The sequence below is a fragment of the Klebsiella sp. WP3-W18-ESBL-02 genome (assembly GCF_014168815.1).
Lineage (GTDB): Bacteria > Pseudomonadota > Gammaproteobacteria > Enterobacterales > Enterobacteriaceae > Kluyvera > Kluyvera ascorbata_B.
The window spans coordinates 1,667,896-1,684,590 of the sequence record NZ_AP021972.1; the positions used below are offsets into that span (position 1 = coordinate 1,667,896).

10 protein-coding genes are annotated in these 16,695 nt (G+C 55.5%); 8 read left to right on the forward strand and 2 right to left on the reverse strand.

Features of this window, described 5'->3' with window-relative positions:
* The first annotated feature begins 12 nt into the window (after positions 1-12).
* The 6 genes from H7R56_RS07955 (at position 13) to H7R56_RS07980 (ending at position 12,698) form a co-directional block, all read left to right on the forward strand.
* Positions 13-918 (forward strand): LysR family transcriptional regulator, encoded by a 906-nt coding sequence (locus H7R56_RS07955; protein ID WP_106924328.1) that lies wholly within the window; start codon positions 13-15, stop codon positions 916-918.
* Positions 919-1,029: 111 nt separating this feature from the next.
* A complete protein-coding gene (locus H7R56_RS07960; protein ID WP_106924329.1) occupies positions 1,030-1,878 on the forward strand; it encodes a fumarylacetoacetate hydrolase family protein in 849 nt (282 codons plus the stop codon).
* 638 nt (positions 1,879-2,516) lie between these two features.
* Complete coding sequence (locus tag H7R56_RS07965; RefSeq protein WP_106924330.1) at positions 2,517-7,949, forward strand: peroxidase family protein; 5,433 nt, start codon at positions 2,517-2,519, stop codon at positions 7,947-7,949.
* Between the two features lie 54 nt (positions 7,950-8,003).
* Positions 8,004-9,776: a type I secretion system permease/ATPase gene (locus H7R56_RS07970; RefSeq protein ID WP_182928570.1), complete on the forward strand. Its 1,773-nt coding sequence runs from the start codon at positions 8,004-8,006 to the stop codon at positions 9,774-9,776.
* The gene (locus H7R56_RS07975; protein ID WP_106924332.1) at positions 9,773-11,107 is read left to right on the forward strand and encodes an HlyD family type I secretion periplasmic adaptor subunit; all 1,335 of its coding nucleotides are present in this window, start codon (positions 9,773-9,775) and stop codon (positions 11,105-11,107) included. The genes H7R56_RS07970 and H7R56_RS07975 overlap by 4 nt, the downstream gene beginning before the upstream one ends.
* Positions 11,108-11,255: 148 nt before the next feature.
* Positions 11,256-12,698, forward strand: coding sequence for an alpha/beta hydrolase (locus H7R56_RS07980; RefSeq protein WP_106924333.1), 1,443 nt, complete (start codon positions 11,256-11,258; stop codon positions 12,696-12,698).
* A 20-nt stretch (positions 12,699-12,718) separates the two neighbouring features.
* Here the strand turns inward: H7R56_RS07980 and H7R56_RS07985 are convergent, their stop codons facing one another.
* Both H7R56_RS07985 and rbn read right to left on the reverse strand, forming a co-directional pair.
* Positions 12,719-13,711, reverse strand: a complete 993-nt coding sequence (locus H7R56_RS07985) for a chemotaxis protein (RefSeq protein WP_182928571.1) — start codon at positions 13,709-13,711, stop codon at positions 12,719-12,721.
* A 63-nt stretch (positions 13,712-13,774) separates the two neighbouring features.
* Positions 13,775-14,695: a ribonuclease BN gene (gene rbn / locus H7R56_RS07990; RefSeq protein WP_106924335.1), complete on the reverse strand. Its 921-nt coding sequence runs from the start codon at positions 14,693-14,695 to the stop codon at positions 13,775-13,777.
* 44 nt (positions 14,696-14,739) lie between these two features.
* On the opposite strand from rbn, the gene H7R56_RS07995 reads away from it, so the two are divergent.
* Together H7R56_RS07995 and menF are read left to right on the forward strand one after the other, a co-directional pair.
* On the forward strand, positions 14,740-15,201 hold the full coding sequence (locus tag H7R56_RS07995; RefSeq protein WP_106924336.1) for a GNAT family N-acetyltransferase: 462 nt from the start codon (positions 14,740-14,742) through the stop codon (positions 15,199-15,201).
* Between the two features lie 147 nt (positions 15,202-15,348).
* The gene (menF, locus tag H7R56_RS08000; protein ID WP_106924337.1) at positions 15,349-16,641 is read left to right on the forward strand and encodes an isochorismate synthase MenF; all 1,293 of its coding nucleotides are present in this window, start codon (positions 15,349-15,351) and stop codon (positions 16,639-16,641) included.
* Positions 16,642-16,695: the final 54 nt, after the last annotated feature.

The window sequence follows — 16,695 nt, forward strand, 5'->3', positions numbered from 1 at the left end:
TAAAGGGGCATAATGGATCGATTTTTAGCGCTTAAAGTGTTTACCCGGGTCGTTGAAGCCAACAGTTTTACGCGTGCCGCGGATTCGCTGAACATGCCCAATGCCACCATCAGCAAAACGATCCAGCAGCTGGAATCGCATCTTGGCGCGCGCCTGCTACAACGCACTACGCGGCGCATAACCGTTACGCCGGAAGGGCAGGAATACTACGAGAAAGCGTTGAGCGTGCTGCGGGATCTGGATGAGATTGACGCGTCGTTTAAGACCGCGCCGGCAACCATCAAGGGTCATCTGCGCATCGCGATTGGCGGCTCGACCGCGCGCGATGTTCTCGTTCCGTTGCTGGCCGATTTTATGTCGCGCTACCCGGATATTCGTCTCGATCTGGCGGTGGCTGACCGTCCGGCGGACCTGATCGGCGGTAATCTTGATTGCGCTATCCGCGGCGGGCCGATGGATGACTCGACGCTTATCGCCCGAAAAATCGGCGCGTCGCCGTTAATCACCTGCGCCACGCCGGGCTATCTCAAGCGCTACGGTGTACCGGCCTCTCCCGATGAGCTCAAGAACGGGCATCGTCTCGTCAGCTATCTGTCGCCCGCCAGCGGCAGAGCGTTTCCATTCCGCTTTCTACGTAACGGTGTTGTCACCGAGATTAAAACGGAGCATCACCTCGGGATTAACGAGAGCAATGCGCATATTGCCGCCGCCGAAGCCGGGTTAGGCATTGTGCAGACCTTTACCTACTCTTTGCGACACGCGCTGGCCAGCGGAACGCTGGTGGAGATACTCAGCCCATGGCGTCCGGCGCCGTATCCGTTCCACGTCGTCTATGCGCATAACCGGCATCTGCCTTCGCGCCTGCGGGTGTTTATTGAATGGCTTAGCGATGTTTTTCCTGCGGCGTTGAAGGAATAGCAAAGGTATAATAATTAAATATAATGGTTATCAGCAAAGATAATGAGCAAATGAATATCAAGGTATTATAATGAGGACAGTTTAAAACAGGCGAAATGAGCAGGGGTAAATATGAAACTATGTCGTTATGGTGACGTGGGTAAAGAAAAGCCGGGGCTGATAGATAATAACGGAAATATCCGCGATCTGTCTTTTTTGATGGATGATATTGACCACCAAACGCTTGATCGGAAATGTCTTGATGCTATTCGCCAACTGGATCCGGAAAACCTGGAATTAATCGATAAATCAGTACGGATTGGCGCGCCAATTGCCACACCTTCGAAATTTATCGCCATAGGATTAAATTACCGGGATCATGCTCAAGAAGCCGGTATGCCCATTCCGCAGGAGCCGGTAGTATTCTTTAAATCACCAGGTTCAATCTGTGGGCCGCATGACGATATATTCATTCCTCCTCATTCCAGTCAACTCGACTGGGAGGCTGAATTGGGTATTATTATTGGTAAACAAGCAAAATTTATCCCTCAGGAGCAAGCGTTTGATTATATAGCGGGTTACTGTGTGGTAAATGATATTTCCGAGCGTACTTTCCAGTTTCAGTCTTCACAGTGGGATAAGGGTAAGAGCTTTGATACCTTCGGCCCATTAGGCCCTTACCTGGTCACCGCGGATGAAATCACCGACCCGCAAAATCTGCGTATCTGGCTTGAGGTCAACGGTCAGGTCCGCCAGGACAGTCATACTCGGCAGATGATTTTCCCTGTTGCAGAAATTGTCGCGTATTTAAGCCGTTATATGACGCTGAATCCCGGAGATATTATTGCGACGGGGACACCTCCAGGGGTTGCGATGGGGATGAAACCGGCGCCAGTGTGGCTAAAAGAGGGAGACGTGCTGTCTACTCACATAGAAGGCATTGGCGAGCTGAAGCAGCGCTTAGTCAAATACCCTGGATAATATTGCCGGCGGTTCAGACGGTGTGGGGAGGAAAAGGCTAGCCGTTGGAGCGCAGACTGCTGACGGCCGTTTTTACCTTCTCCGCATCGGTTTTATGACTGAGGAAGAAAGTTGTGTGTCGGTTTACCCGCACCAGATATTTTCGTCATCTACAACCTATTGTTATCAATACGCTCAATATTAAAGCCAGCGCTTACGCCTTGTTTAACTTGCTGTTTTTACAGTGACAAATTTAAATGAAAATCAATCTAAAGTATTATTGAAAGCGACTTTCAGCATGCCATAGTTTTATCATGACAAAATCGTTACATTCACTAACATATTTAAATAATCATTAAGATTTTCTAACGATTGTCATCGCCCCCATTTTATTTTTTTTAGCATCCCCCTATGCATTCTCGGCGTAGCGGTATTCGGCTGTCATTTTATTATTTCCTCCAGCATCGTGATTAACCTTTATCGCCAGCGCGGCCCCGCGTCTGTCATTCGGGGACGTGCGTGTCATCAACAACGTTGCCCGGAGGATATCTATGCAACCGCCATTCGATAGCTAATTCAGCAAGATGGAATGTAATTGCCCGAACGTTCGTTAATAAAAAACGAATGTTAATTGCGATTCAATTTTGAGGTAATGACGTATGGCCGCACAATATGATTTTACGGTTACGCTACATGACCTGGCGTTTATTCTCAAGCAGATCAAACTCTCCGAATCGGCTAACAATGCGGATGGCAGTATCGACGGCGATAAGCTCACCGCGCTTGTCGGCGATCCGCTGCTCCCGTATGGAATACGCACCGTTGATGGGTCATGGAACAATCTGTTACCCGGTCAGGAGCTGTTTGGCTCTGCCGACCAGACGATGCCAAGACTCGTTCCGCTGGATCTGGAGGCTATCCGCAACGATCCCACCTTAGCGCAATACCTGCTGGCATCGGGCCCGAACGCCGTGGTGAACGATGCTGACCCGCGTATGATTAGCAATATTATCTCCGATCAGAGTACGAACAACCCTGCTGCGGTCGAAGCGGCCGCGGGTCTTGCGGATGCTCCCGGCGGCGGCGGGAGCGTGAACGGCAGTTTGTCGATTCCGAATCTCTCGCCGGACATTGGTTTATCTCCGGCCTTTAACGGCTGGATGACCTTCTTTGGGCAGTTCTTTGACCACGGTCTGGATCTGATTCCGAAAGCCGGAAATGGGATCGTGTTTATCCCGTTGATGCCCGATGACCCGCTCTATAGCACGGCCCCGGGCGCGGCAAATTTCATGATCCTCACCCGGGCGAAAGTCGACGCAACGCTGAATACGGTCAATACCACCACGCCGTGGATCGACCAAAACCAGACCTATACCTCTCATCCATCGCATCAGATATTCCTGCGGGAATACACTTTTATTGACGGTAAGCCGGAGCCTACGGGCCAACTGCTGGACGGTGCTCATGGGATTGCGACCTGGGGCGAAGTGAAGGCGCATGCGCTGCAGTACCTCGGTATCCAGCTGACGGATGCGGATATTTCCAACGTGCCGCTGCTGGCAACCGACCGTTACGGAAACCTGATATTGAGCGATGGCGGAAAAGTCCAGATTGTTACCCTGCATGGTCTGGTTGAAGCCAACGGAGGACTGTTGCCTGCGGACACGTTGCGCACCGGCCATGCCTTCCTTGACGATATTGCGCACACTGCGGTGCCTAAATTTGTCACGGTTGATGGCGTTAAGATACTGGCGCCGGATGCGGATAATGTCATTAATGGCACGATGGAAGCGGGAACCTACGATAACGAACTGCTCGATCGTCACTTCATTACCGGCGATGGGCGTGGCAATGAAAACATTGGCTTAACTGCGGTGCACTCGGTTTTCCATGATGAACATAACCGCCTGGTTGAGCAGTACAAAACCACGCTGCTGGCGTCAGGTGATGTAGGGCTGGTTAACCAATGGCTGATGCCAGGACATGAAATCACCGCCATTCCGGCGGATACCAGCACGCTGGTCTGGAACGGGGAATATTTGTTCCAGGCGGGACGATTCACCACCGAGATGCAGTATCAGCACCTCGTCTTTGAAGAGTTTGCGCGTGCCGTACAGCCTGCGGTTGACCCCTTCGTCTTCTCGAACACGGCCGATATTAACCCGGCTATTTTTGCTGAGTTTGCCCACGTCGTTTACCGCTTTGGTCACTCGATGCTGACGGAGACCGTCGACAGAACGGGCATCGATATGCAAAGTGACAATCTGGGGCTTATTCAGGCGTTTCTTAATCCACTGGCGTTCGATAACAATGGTTCCATGGATAATAATGCGGCCATCGGGGCCATTGTCCGTGGTATGACCCGCCAGGTGGGAAACGAAATTGATGAGTTTCTCACCGGCGCGCTGCGTAATAATCTGGTTGGTTTGCCGCTCGATCTCGGCGCACTCAATATTGCTCGCGGCCGCGACACTTTTATGCCGACGCTCAACCAGGCCCGCGATCAGTTTTATACGCTCACCGGTAATAGCGAATTAAAACCGTATACCAGCTGGGCAGATTTTGCGGCGCATTTAAAAAATACGGCCTCGATCCTCAACTTTATTGCCGCCTATGGTCAGCATGAGTTGATTCTTAACGCCACCACCATCGAGGCAAAACGCGCGGCCGTTGAGTTTCTGCTGTTCGGCCCTGATGCCGACGCTAGCCGTGCTGACGCCTTTGACTTCTTTAACAGTACCGGCGTATGGGCCAACAAAGAGAGCGGGCTGAACAAGGTCGATTTCTGGATCGGCGGCCTGGCGGAACGCAAAATGGAATTCGGCGGCATGTTGGGCTCTACGTTCAACTTTGTCTTTGAAACCCAAATGGAAATGCTACAGGACGGCGACCGTTTCTATTACCTGAGTCGAACTCAGGGGCTAAACATGCTTAACCAACTGGAGGCCAACTCGTTCGCCGCCCTGGTCATGCGTAACAGCGATCTGGGTGATGAAGGTTCCTCTCACGTCCATGCAAAACTGTTTATGACCCCCGATCACACGCTGGAAGTGAACAAGGCGGTGCAGGTCGGCGCGGACCCTCTCTGGGGAGATCGCTTAAAAGACCTTCTGACGCCATTAGTCGTCCGTAAAGCGGCCGGTGCGGATGTTGACGGTGACGGCAAAGCGGATGGTGCCTACCTCAAATACTCCGGCGATGGCCATGTGGTGCTGGGCGGATCTGCGGGCAACGACACCCTGATAGGCGGTAAAGGTATCGACAGCCTGTGGGGAGACGCAGGGAATGACCGGCTGGATGGCGGCGATGAGGCGGATACTGTCCACGGCGGCGATGGGGATGACATTATTACCGACACCGGTACCCCGGTTGGCGGCGCGGACTTCCTTCACGGCGATGCGGGCAACGACGTTATCTTCAGCGGTAACGGCAACGACCTGAGCTTCGGCGGCAGCGGTAAGGATTTTATCGTGGTGGGCGAAGATGCGCAGGAGGTGTTCGGCGGCCTGGATGATGACTTTATCCTCGGTGGCTCCGGCGGCGATATGCTGATGGGCAACGAAGGCGATGACTGGATCGAAGGCGGGGATGGCTTCGATACCCTGGCCGGTGAAAATTCCGAGCTGTTCTTTAACAGCACCATCGTGGGCCATGATGTGCTGAATGGCCAGGGGAATGATACCGACTACGACGGCGAGGCCGGCGACGATATCATGGTCCAGGGCGCAGGGATCCAGCGTAACAACGGGATGGCGGGCTTCGACTGGGCGATTCATAAAGGTGACCCGAACGCGGCGAATTCCGACCTGGGTATTCCGATCTTCGTCAATCAGCAGGAGTTTATTCTGCGCGATCGCTTCGACCTGGTCGAAGGGTTATCAGGCTGGAAATTTAACGATCTGTTAATTGGTACCGATGCGCCCATCGGCACGGCGCCGGTACAGGGGACGCCGCTGTCCAACAACCTTACCCTCGACGGCGTTGCGCGGATAAACGGTCTGGACAAAGTGGTCGGCAGCAATCTCATCAACAATGCGGTCAATGGCGTGGTGCTTAACCCGGATAATGGCGCCGATATTCTGCTCGGCGGCGGCGGCAGTGACCGCATTATGGGGAAAGCGGGGGATGACATTATCGATGGTGATGCCTGGTTGAATGTGCGCATTGAGGTCAGAGATAAACTGGGGGCGGTGATTAAAAGCGTCGACAGTATGAATGACATCAAGGCTGAACTGCTTAACGGCACGTTGAACCCCGGTCAGCTCCATACTGTGCGTGAAATCCTCAACGACGGTAATAAAGGGGAAATTGACCTTGCGCTCTACCGCGACGTTAACGGCAACTACCTGTTTACCCGTAATCCGGATGGCAGCCTGACGGTCAATCATGCCACGGTATCGGCTAATTTACCTGACGGTGACGGCGTCGACCGCCTGCTTAATATCGAGAAGCTGGAGTTCGGTGATGGCACACAGCTGTGGGTGACGGCGCAAAAAGCCACGGGCAACGTCGATATTAACAACACGGCACCTGCGGCAGGCGATCTGCTGCGCGTGAGTGCTTCCGATGTGCAGGATGGTAACGGTCTGGTGAGTAATTTACCGATCGTTTATACCTGGCAGGCGCTGATCGGCGGGCAGTGGCGAGACCAGGCGACGGGGACCGAATTCCGGGTGGGCAATAATTTGTCAGGCGCCCAGCTGCGGGTGGTTGCCAGCTTTACCGACCGGATGGGCGATGCCGAAACGCTGATCTCGGCGGCCACCAGCGCCGTTGGGCCACGCGATCTTCCGACCCGTGGTCTGCCGGTGATAAGCGATCTGACTCCAACCAGGAACATGACGCTGACGGCCGATGTTTCGGGGATCACCGATGGCGATGGCCTGACCAACGGCAACAACTTCCGCTACCAATGGCAAATGAGCACGCTGTTCGGCTTTATCAATATTGTGGGGGCTACGGCCGCCACCTATAGCCCAACGTTACTGACGGTGGACCGTAATCTGCGGGTTGTGGTGACCGTGACCGATGACGAAGGAAACCCTTCCGTTGTACTGACCTCTGCGTCGACCCAGACTGTCGGCAATATGCTGGTGGGCGGTAACGGCGCAACGACGCTCGTCGGTACCAACGGCAGTGATTATCTCGACGGAGGCAACGGTAACGATACCCTGTCCGGCCTGGCTGGTGATGATATTTTGCTCGGCGGAGCCGGCAATGACACCCTCAACGGCGGCGCGGGTGCCGACCAGATGACCGGCGGTACCGGTAACGATAGCTACACCGTTGATAACCTGGGGGATGTGGTGGTTGAGGGCGTGAATGGCGGAACGGACACCGTCTCGGTTTCTCTCAACAGCTACGTGATGGCCGATAACGTTGAAAACCTGATCTTTACCGGCTCGGGGAACTTTAACGGCGTCGGGAACGCGTTGGCAAACACCATGACCGGCGGCAGCGGCAACGACACGCTGAACGGGATGGACGGTGACGATACCCTGTCGGGTCTGGCGGGTAACGATACGCTGCTGGGCGGCAATGGCAACGATAGTCTGAACGGTGGCGTGGGTGCTGATACCCTGACGGGTGGGGCCGGTAATGATATTTATATTGTTGATAATGTAGGGGATAGGGTGATAGAGGCGGTGAATGGCGGCAATGATACCGTCAGAACCAGCCTGAATACCTACACGCTGAGCGACAATGTTGAAGTGCTGGCATTCACCGGGACCGGCGGCTTTACCGGTACGGGTAACGCACTGAACAACATCATTACGGGCGGCAACGGCGTTGACCGTCTGAACGGCGGCAGCGGCAATGATACCCTCTCCGGGGGCGGGGGGAATGACTTCTTTATTTTCGGCCTTAACTTTGGCCAGGACATCATTACCGACTTCGACAGCAACCCGAACCAGGGGCAGGATCTGATCAGCCTGCAGGGTCGGGGGCTGACGGCGGCGAACTTTGCCAGCAACGTCAGTATTGCGGCGAGCGGAACGTCAACGGTCCTGAGCTTCACTAACGGAGACAAAATCACGTTGTTGAATACTGCGGTTAATTCGATCCAGCTGAATGATTTCCAGCTGGGTTAATTCATCAACGCCGTAATAACAGCACAACCTTATTGGTTTAATAAGGAGTAAACTATGCCGCGCCAGTATAAGTCCACAGAATTGAAAAATGCTCTGAAAGGAACCCGACCTGCATTTATTGTGCTGCTGTTTTTTGGCAGTGTCATCAATATGCTTATGCTGGCGCCGGCAATTTATATGCTACAAGTGTACGATCGTGTTCTGGCCAGCCAGAACACCACAACATTATTCATGCTAACGTTGTTAATCATTGGGTTATACTGCGTCATTGGGATGATCGAATTCGCGCGTTCCAGCGTCATGACCCGGCTCGGCAACCGCCTGGATGTGAAGCTGAATCAGTTGGTCTTTAACGCCACGTTTAAGCGTAAAATTGCGACCGGTGATAACAATCCGGCGCAGGCGCTAAACGATCTGGCTCAAATTCGCCAGGTGCTGGCAGGCAATAGCTTATTTGCCTTACTGGATATCCCCTGGACACCTTTTTATTTACTGGTCGCTTTTCTGGTTCACCCCATATTAGGTTATCTGTCACTCGCGGGGATTATTATTTTATTTTTCCTGACGTTATTAACCGAATTGTCGACGAAAAATCCGATTCAACAGGCGAATATGCTCAGCGTGAATAACAGCAGCAGGCTTAATAAGCAGTTACAAAATGCCGATGCTATTGAAGCCATGGGAATGCTGGCTTCCCTGAAGCAGCATTGGCTAGAAGGCCACAGTAAGGTGATGATTTTACAAACCTACATTGCCGATAGATCGGCGGTATACAGCAGCCTGAGCCGTTTTGTCCGCGTACTTTTGCAATCTATATCGTTGGGCGTTGGCGCGTTGTTGGTGATCGCCGGGGAGATCACCCCGGGGCTGATGATTGCCGCATCGATCATCCTGGGGCGCGTGCTGAGCCCGGTGGAACAGGTTATCAGCAGTTGGAAGCAGTTTGTGCAGTTCCGCAGCGCCTGGAAGCAGTTAACCGCATTATTGCGCGATTATCCGGCCCCGCCAGAGAAAATGAACCTTCCCACCCCGAAAGGCACGATTAGCGTTGAAGGGGTCTTCGCCGCGCCTCCCGGGCAAAAAATCGCCACGCTGCGCAACATTTCTTTCCAACTCGAACAAGGTGAGGTGCTGGGGATTATCGGGCCTTCCGCTTCCGGAAAGAGTTCGCTGGCTAAGCTCATGGTTGGCGTATGGCAGACGCTGAGTGGAAAAGTACGGATTGACGGGGCGGACATTTGCCAGTGGGACAAAATATTGCTTGGCCCCTCTATCGGCTACCTGCCGCAGGATGTTGAATTGTTCGAAGGGACGATTGCCGAAAATATCGCCCGCTTTAGCCATACCGACAGCCCGCCGATCGTTGCCGCAGCCATGCTCGCTGGCGTCCATGACATGATTTTACGCCTGCCTCAGGGCTACGACACCCCTCTGGGCGCTAATGGTTACCAGCTGTCCGGCGGTCAGCGCCAGCGTATCGGTCTGGCGCGAGCGGTGTTTAATAATCCGGCTTTTATTGTTCTTGATGAACCCAATGCCAACCTTGATGATGCCGGTGAGATGGCGTTAATCAAGGCGATTATCGCGCTGCGCGAGCACGGGCAAACGGTCGCGCTGATCTCTCATCGCCCAACTCTGCTCGGCGTTGTGAACAAAGTGCTGCTAATTAACGAGGGGACGATGCAGGCATTCGGTCCGCGTGAGCAGGTATTCGCCAATTTACGTCAGGCCAATATTCTGAAATCCGTCTCCGCTACCGAAGCCGCGACGGCAGACAATCCCGTTGTGCAGACCCTCAATGACGCCCCTCGCGAGGCCTTATCATGAAAAGTAAACCGAAAGCGTCTGCCATGCCGGAAACCGACACTATCGATACCAATATCTGGCCGCCGCTCATTAAAGGTCTGGTCGTTATCGTGATTGCGGTAGGCGGTTTTTTATTATGGGCCGTCAAAGCGCCTTTAGATGCCGGGGTGGTGGCTGATGGTACCGTCACGGTGTCGAATAATCGCAAAACTATTCAGCATCTCAGCGGAGGGCGGGTAACGGATATCTACATGAAAGAAGGTGATGTGGTGAAAAAAAATCAGGTCCTGATGCGCCTGGATACGTTGCAGCTGGACATGCGCTACAGCGCCTTAAGCGCGCAGTATATTTCGGCGAAAACCAGCGAGGATCGTTTACTGGCGGAAAGGACGGGGGCGGATCACATCACGTTCAGTCCGTCGCTGCTCAAGCATTTTGCTGGCAATAAACGCCTGCTGGAAAGTCAGCAGCTGCAGGCGAAGCTCTTTTTAACTCGCCGGAAAAATGTGCAGGATGAGATATCAATGATTGAGGAGACGCTGGATGGCCTGGCCGGGCAGACGGAGAACCTCAATAAAATAAAAGGCTATCGCGAACGTCAGTTCACGCTAATCAATAAAGAATTGGGCGCCGTTCGGGCGCTCAGTGAGAAAAATTACTACCCTAAAGCACAGCTCATGGTACTGGAACGTGAGGCCGCAGAAATATCCAGTACCGTATCAGAGGATATTCTCAATATCGCCAAGTTAAAGTCGCAGCAAAATGAGATGAGAATCAAGGCCTATCAGGTGCAACATCAGTATTTGCGGGAAGTGGAGTCCGAATTAATGCTTAAGCAAAAAGAGGTTGCGATGCTGGAAGATGAGCTGCAGTCAACCCGGCATGAACGGGATAACACGGTGATTCGTTCTCCTATTGACGGTATTGTGCTGGATGTGAAGGTCAGCACCGTTGGCGGGGTGATTCAGCCGGGGGAACGTTTAATGGACATTGTCGCCGCCGGTCAGCCGTTGCAAATTGATGCCAAAATCCCGGTGCATGCGATTGATAAACTGGCGCCGGGGCTCACTGTCGATGTGCTATTCCCCGCGCTAAACCATGCTTTGCTGCCTTCTGTACCGGCTCGGGTATTGACGGTTTCCGCCGATCGCCTGACCGACAAAGTAACGCAACAACCTTATTACCTGGCTGAAGTTCAGGTGTTACCTGAGGGGGTGCGTTTGCTGCGTGACCATAAAATTAAGGCCGGGATGCCGGCCAGCGTCACCATCAAAACGGGCGAAAGGACATTCCTGAGCTATCTGTTTAAACCGCTAATGGCCCGGCTTGAGATGGCGTTTAAAGAGATCTGAGCGCGATTGCTGTCTGGCATTCCTCAGAAGGTTGGCGAATTTTTCAGGCCGACCTTCTTGGTTTGTAATACCCTATTACCCACTGACTCAAGCTGGCCTCTGTTGGCCAGCCAGAATACCCAATACCCTAAGGAGCTGCGTCAACGTCATGCTGGTGAAATGGACTAAGCGCATGGTTTTATTTGTTGTTTTTGTGCTGCTCGGCGTGCTGGGGACGCGGATTTACGACATTCAAAGCAAACCGCCTCTCCAGCTGTGGCATACCTTTGTGCCGCACGACATGCAGGCTCCGGCCATCGATAATACAACCTGGGACGGCTACATCCGCGCGGAAAATCGGCTTTTCGCTGACGTTCGCGCCAACGTAACCGACAAATTGCCCGCCAGCCAGCAGGCGTCGTTTAACCGCTATTTTGCGCAAAGCCCGCTTTATCCCGGTCATTTTTCCATGGACTGGAACCGTTCTGTCGTTCTGAAGCCGCAGGGGCAGCCAAAAGGTGCGGTGGTCTTGCTGCATGGGCTAACCGATACGCCCTACAGCATGCGACATATTGCGATGCACTATCAGCAACTGGGCTACGTGGCCGTGGCCATTCGTCTGCCCGCGCACGGCACGGTACCCGGGGCGTTAACGGATGTGGCGTGGCAGGACTGGCTGGCCGCTACGCGGCTGGCGGTAAGAGAAGCGAAGGCGCTGAGCGGTAAGGATCGCCCGCTGCATCTGGTGGGTTACTCCAACGGCGGGGCGCTGGCGATGAAATATGCACTGGATGCGTTGGATGACCCGACGCTGGACAGGCCGCAGCAGGTGGTCCTGATTTCGCCGATGATCGGCATTACGTCGTTCGCCCGTTTTGCCGGCGTTGCCGGTTGGCCGGCGGTCTTCCCGGCGTTTGCAAAAGCGGCGTGGCTCGGCATTGTCCCTGAGTATAACCCGTTCAAATATAATTCGTTCCCGGTCAACGCCGCACGTCAGTCGTATGCGCTCACCCAGGCGTTGCAAAAGCAAATAGCGGCAGGGGCGCGACAGCATAAGCTGAGCGCGCTGCCGCCGATTTTGACCTTCCAGTCGGTGATGGATTCGACGGTCAGCAGTGACGCGGTGCTGACCGGCTTATACGAGCGGCTTACTGCCAACGGCAGCGAGCTGGTGCTGTTTGACCTTAACCAGGCCGCGACCGTGACGCCGCTGCTGCGCGCGTCATCCAGTGCGGCGCTTTCACGGCTGCTGCCCGCGCCGCCGCGTCAATACGGCGTGACCGTTGTGGCGAACGTTGAGCCTACCACCACCCAAACCGAGGCCCGCACCACCGAGGCCGGGCAGATGAATGCGCGCGTGGCGCCGCTGGGCATTGATTATCCGCGCGATGTTTACTCGCTTTCGCATATTGCGCTGCCGTTCCCGGTGACGGATTCCCTGTACGGTCGCGAGCCTCAGCCGCGCAATCAGTATGGTATTAGCCTGGGGACCGTGGCCGCGCGCGGCGAACGCGGGGCGATGGTGGTTGAACTGGATGCCCTGATGCGCATGTCGTCCAACCCCTTCTTCCCGTACATGATAGGCCGTATCGATCGGACCATTGCCCGTTAAGCGGCCTGCGGCACGGGGGATTACACCGCGTGCAGCGCGCCGTCGGTTTTACCGCCCGGTGCCTTTAGCACCTGCTCAATCACCGAGGCCAGCTCGTTAATCTCAAATTTTGTCACGTAGCCGTCGGCGTTCACCTTGCGGATGTGGTCCTCATTGGCATTCCCCGACAGCGACGAGTGGATCACCACCGGAATATTGCGCAGACGCGGGTCGGTTTTAATCTTGCGGGTCAGGGTAAAACCGTCCATTTCCGGCATTTCAAGGTCGGTCAGCACGAGGGCGATTTTGTCGCTTACCGGCACACCTTCTTGCGCCGCCTGCTGGGCGATATGCTCAATTTTCTCCCACGCTTCTTTACCGGTGACGTGCAGCTGCGCCGGGATATCCATGGCCTTCAGCCCTTTTTCGAGCATCGCGCGCGCCACTTTGGAATCTTCAGCCACAATGGCGGTTGCGCCCGGCTTAATATTGAATTTGCGCGGATTGAGCTCTTTCGCGTGCAGATCGTGATTTGACGGGGTGATGTCGTAAAGAATCTGCTCCACGTCGATAACCATCGCGAGGTTGTTGCTCTCCTGGTGATCGTCCAGGCAGGCGATGCTGGTAATGTACTTGCCGTTTACCGCTTTTTCGGCGGTGTGAATCTGCGTCCAGTCGAGGCGGGTGATATTCTCTACCGACTCGACGGCGAAGGCCTGCACGCTGCGGGCATATTCGGTGATCAGCAAGATATTCAGCCCGTTGCTGGGGGTGCAGCCGGCGACGGCGGCGAGATCGATAACCGGGATAATCTGATCGCGAATGTTCACCATCCCCATCAGCGGCGGCTTGATGCCTGCGGGGCGGGTGAAGCTCGGCATCGGGACGATTTCGCGCAGCTTAAACACGTTGATACCGTACAGCTCCGAGGCGTCGCTCTGTGAGGCTTTGCCCAGGCGGAACAGCAGCAGCTCAAAACGGTTGGACAGGGTCAAATTAGCCCTGTCGTCGATCTCTTTCTGGAAATTATCCATGGTGCCCTCAGCGTATAAAGCGTGAACTCAATAACGCAGTTATCGGCACCGTGAGACAAAACGTTATGCCAGCGTGAAGGTGGCGAAATCGTCGGCCAGCTCGCAGTCCGGGAAAATATGTCGGCACTCGGCCAGCAGGCGGCGGCAGCCTTCGGCATCGTATCGCGAGCTGACGTGAGTGACGATCAGCCGTTTGGCGTTAGCCGCTCGCGCCAGCTGTGCGGTTTGTTCACTCGACGAATGGCCGCGACTATTGGCTTTTTCCGCCATCGCGGCCTCCAGCGTGGCTTCATGAACCATCAGATCGACGTCACGGGCCAGCGCCAGCGCCGCATCGCAGGGGGCGGTATCGCCAAAAATAGCGATTTTCTTGCCGGGTGTTGCCGGCGCAAGATAATGGGCGCCGTCGATAATCCGGCCGTCTGCCAGCGTGACGCGTTCGCCCGCTTTAAGCTTCTGGAACAGCGGGCCGGAGGGCACGCCGTCGGCAATCAGCCGCCTGGCGTCCAGCGCGCCGGGCTTGTCGTGCTCTTCCACGCGAAAGCCGTAGCACTCGACCGGATGATTGAGCGGGTAGGCGGTCACTTTGCGCAGACCATCGTCCAGAATCTCACCGGCGCTGATTTCCACCACGTCCAACGGGAAATCGGTCCATGAGCCGCTTAGCCGCAGCGTAGCGTCGACAAACTCAGCGAGCCCTTTCGGGCCATATAGCGTCAGCGGCTGGGCGCTACCGGCCATCGAGCGGCTGCAAATCAGCCCTGGCAGGCCGAAAAGATGATCGCCGTGCAGGTGGCTGATAAAAATCCGCTCAATTTTTCCCGGGTTGAACGCCGTATGCAGCAACTGGTGCTGGGTTCCTTCGCCGCAGTCGAAAAGCCACAGTCCCGGCTGCGTGGGGTGTTGCAGATTCAGCAGCATTGCTGTTACGTTGCGAGTACGCGTTGGCACACCCGCGGAAGTGCCTAAAAAAGTCAATTGCATAGCGCCGCGCCCCTGGCGGTAAAAAAAGGTCTAAGGAGCCTACCATGATTTGCTGGCAAGATTTGCACCATTCTGAATTAACCGTCCCGGCGCTGTATGCGCTGCTAAAGCTGCGTTGTGAAGTGTTTGTGGTGGAGCAAACCTGCCCGTATCTTGATGTCGACGGCGACGATCTGGTCGGCGAGAACCGCCATCTGCTGGGCTGGAAGGACGACAGGCTGGTGGCCTACGCGCGCATTCTGGTGAGTGAAGAAACGCTCGAACCGGTGACTGTCGGCCGGGTGATCGTCAGTGCTGACGTTCGCGGCGAGCGGCTGGGGCATCAGCTGATGGCCCGCGCCGTCGACGCTTGCCTGCAACGCTGGCCGCAGCGCGCGCTGTATCTCGGTGCCCAGGCACACCTGCGTGACTTTTACGCTCAGTTTGGTTTTGTCGCCGTCACCGATGTGTATGACGAAGACGGCATTCCGCACGTCGGTATGGCGCGTGAGGTGACCCGCGCATAGCCGCCAATTCCCGCTATAGTAAAAGGCAAAGTCCGTTGCTTTTCAGTGCGATATTGCCTTGATACCCGCCCGCTCCCTAATCGTGGGTACTGCAATTTATGGGTAGTACCCCTTATACTATGTGGTTTTTATGATAGGGAGGTTTGCGTGCTGTCAATCTTAGCGGCGCTACAAAGCCTGTCAGCGCGTCTGGCAGACGATTTTCCCGCGTTGCCCGGCACGCGAATCCTTGAAGTCGCTTTCCCCCTGAACGATGCCTTCGATCCGCTCGCCTGGCTCAATGGTCAGGCGGTCTGGCCGCAGTTTTACTGGCAGCAGCGCAGCGGCAAAGAAGAGATCGCCGCGCTGGGCGCGGTACGCGTCTTCTCCTCGCTGACTCAGGCCAATGATTTTCTGGCGATGCAGGCGCGTGACGATGTGCGCGTTTGCGGCATTAACGCCTTCACGCCGACCGAGGGCTCGCTGTTTTTACCCCGCCTGGAGTGGCGGCGCGAAGCGGGACGGGCGGTGCTGCGACTGAATGTGTGCAGCGACGTCTCGCTGGCGCAGGATGCGGCGCTGGCGCGGGCGTGCCTGGCATTGCTCACGGACCACCACGCGAGCGCGGCCTTAACCCTGCGTCAGGAGAGCGAAACCCATCGCCCGGGTAAAGAGGGCTGGTGCCGGCTGATTTCGCAGGCGACCGAGGCGATTCGTCACGGCGAGTTTACCAAAGTGGTACTGGCCCGGGCCACGGATCTCACCTTCACCCATGCGCCGGACGCGGGGGCGCTGATGGCGGCAAGTCGCCGGGTCAATTTCTCTTGCTATCATTTCTTTATGGCGTTTGATGCGCGGCGGGCGTTTCTCGGCTCGTCGCCGGAGCGCCTGTTCCGTCGGCGCGGCGTTGATCTGCTGACCGAGGCGCTGGCCGGTACCGTGGCGGCGCACGACGACCCGACGGTGGCGCAGCGGCTCGGCGACTGGCTAATGCGCGACGATAAAAATCAGCGCGAAAACGGCCTGGTCGTTGACGATATCTGCCAGCGTTTGCAGGACGTAACGCAAGCGCTGGACGTGTTGCCTGCCGAAATTGTACGCCTGCGCAAGGTGCAGCATTTACGTCGCCGCATCCAGGCGACGCTCACGCGGCCGGACGACGCGCTGTGTTTGCTGCAGCTCCAGCCAACGGCGGCGGTTGCCGGGCTGCCGCGCGCGGCAGCGCTGGCGTTTATTGAGCGCTTTGAGCCGTTTACCCGTGAAGCGTACGCTGGCTCCGCGGGCTATCTTTCTCGTCAGCAGAGCGAATTTTGCGTCACGCTGCGATCGGCGAAAGTTGAAGACCGAACGGTACGCCTGTACGCAGGTGCCGGGATTGTCGACGGTTCCGACCCGGAGCAGGAGTGGCAGGAAATCGAAAATAAAGCGGCAGGGCTGCGCTCATTGTTGTTCTCTGAATAGAACATTACCGACTCATATCAAAATCCTACGTTGTCGTAGTATTTATACTGAGCC

Excerpts from the sequence above, each read along its gene's own strand:
- H7R56_RS07995 (WP_106924336.1), top strand. The coding sequence starts at position 14,740 with ATGATTTGCTGGCAAGATTTGCACCATTCTGAATTAACCGTCCCGGCG.
- H7R56_RS07975 (WP_106924332.1), top strand. The coding sequence starts at position 9,773 with ATGAAAAGTAAACCGAAAGCGTCTGCCATGCCGGAAACCGACACTATC.
- H7R56_RS07970 (WP_182928570.1), top strand. The coding sequence starts at position 8,004 with ATGCCGCGCCAGTATAAGTCCACAGAATTGAAAAATGCTCTGAAAGGA.
- rbn (WP_106924335.1), bottom strand. The coding sequence starts at position 14,695 with ATGCAATTGACTTTTTTAGGCACTTCCGCGGGTGTGCCAACGCGTACT.
- H7R56_RS07960 (WP_106924329.1), top strand. The coding sequence starts at position 1,030 with ATGAAACTATGTCGTTATGGTGACGTGGGTAAAGAAAAGCCGGGGCTG.
- H7R56_RS07965 (WP_106924330.1), top strand. The coding sequence starts at position 2,517 with ATGGCCGCACAATATGATTTTACGGTTACGCTACATGACCTGGCGTTT.
- H7R56_RS07955 (WP_106924328.1), top strand. The coding sequence starts at position 13 with ATGGATCGATTTTTAGCGCTTAAAGTGTTTACCCGGGTCGTTGAAGCC.
- H7R56_RS07980 (WP_106924333.1), top strand. The coding sequence starts at position 11,256 with ATGCTGGTGAAATGGACTAAGCGCATGGTTTTATTTGTTGTTTTTGTG.
- H7R56_RS07985 (WP_182928571.1), bottom strand. The coding sequence starts at position 13,711 with ATGGATAATTTCCAGAAAGAGATCGACGACAGGGCTAATTTGACCCTG.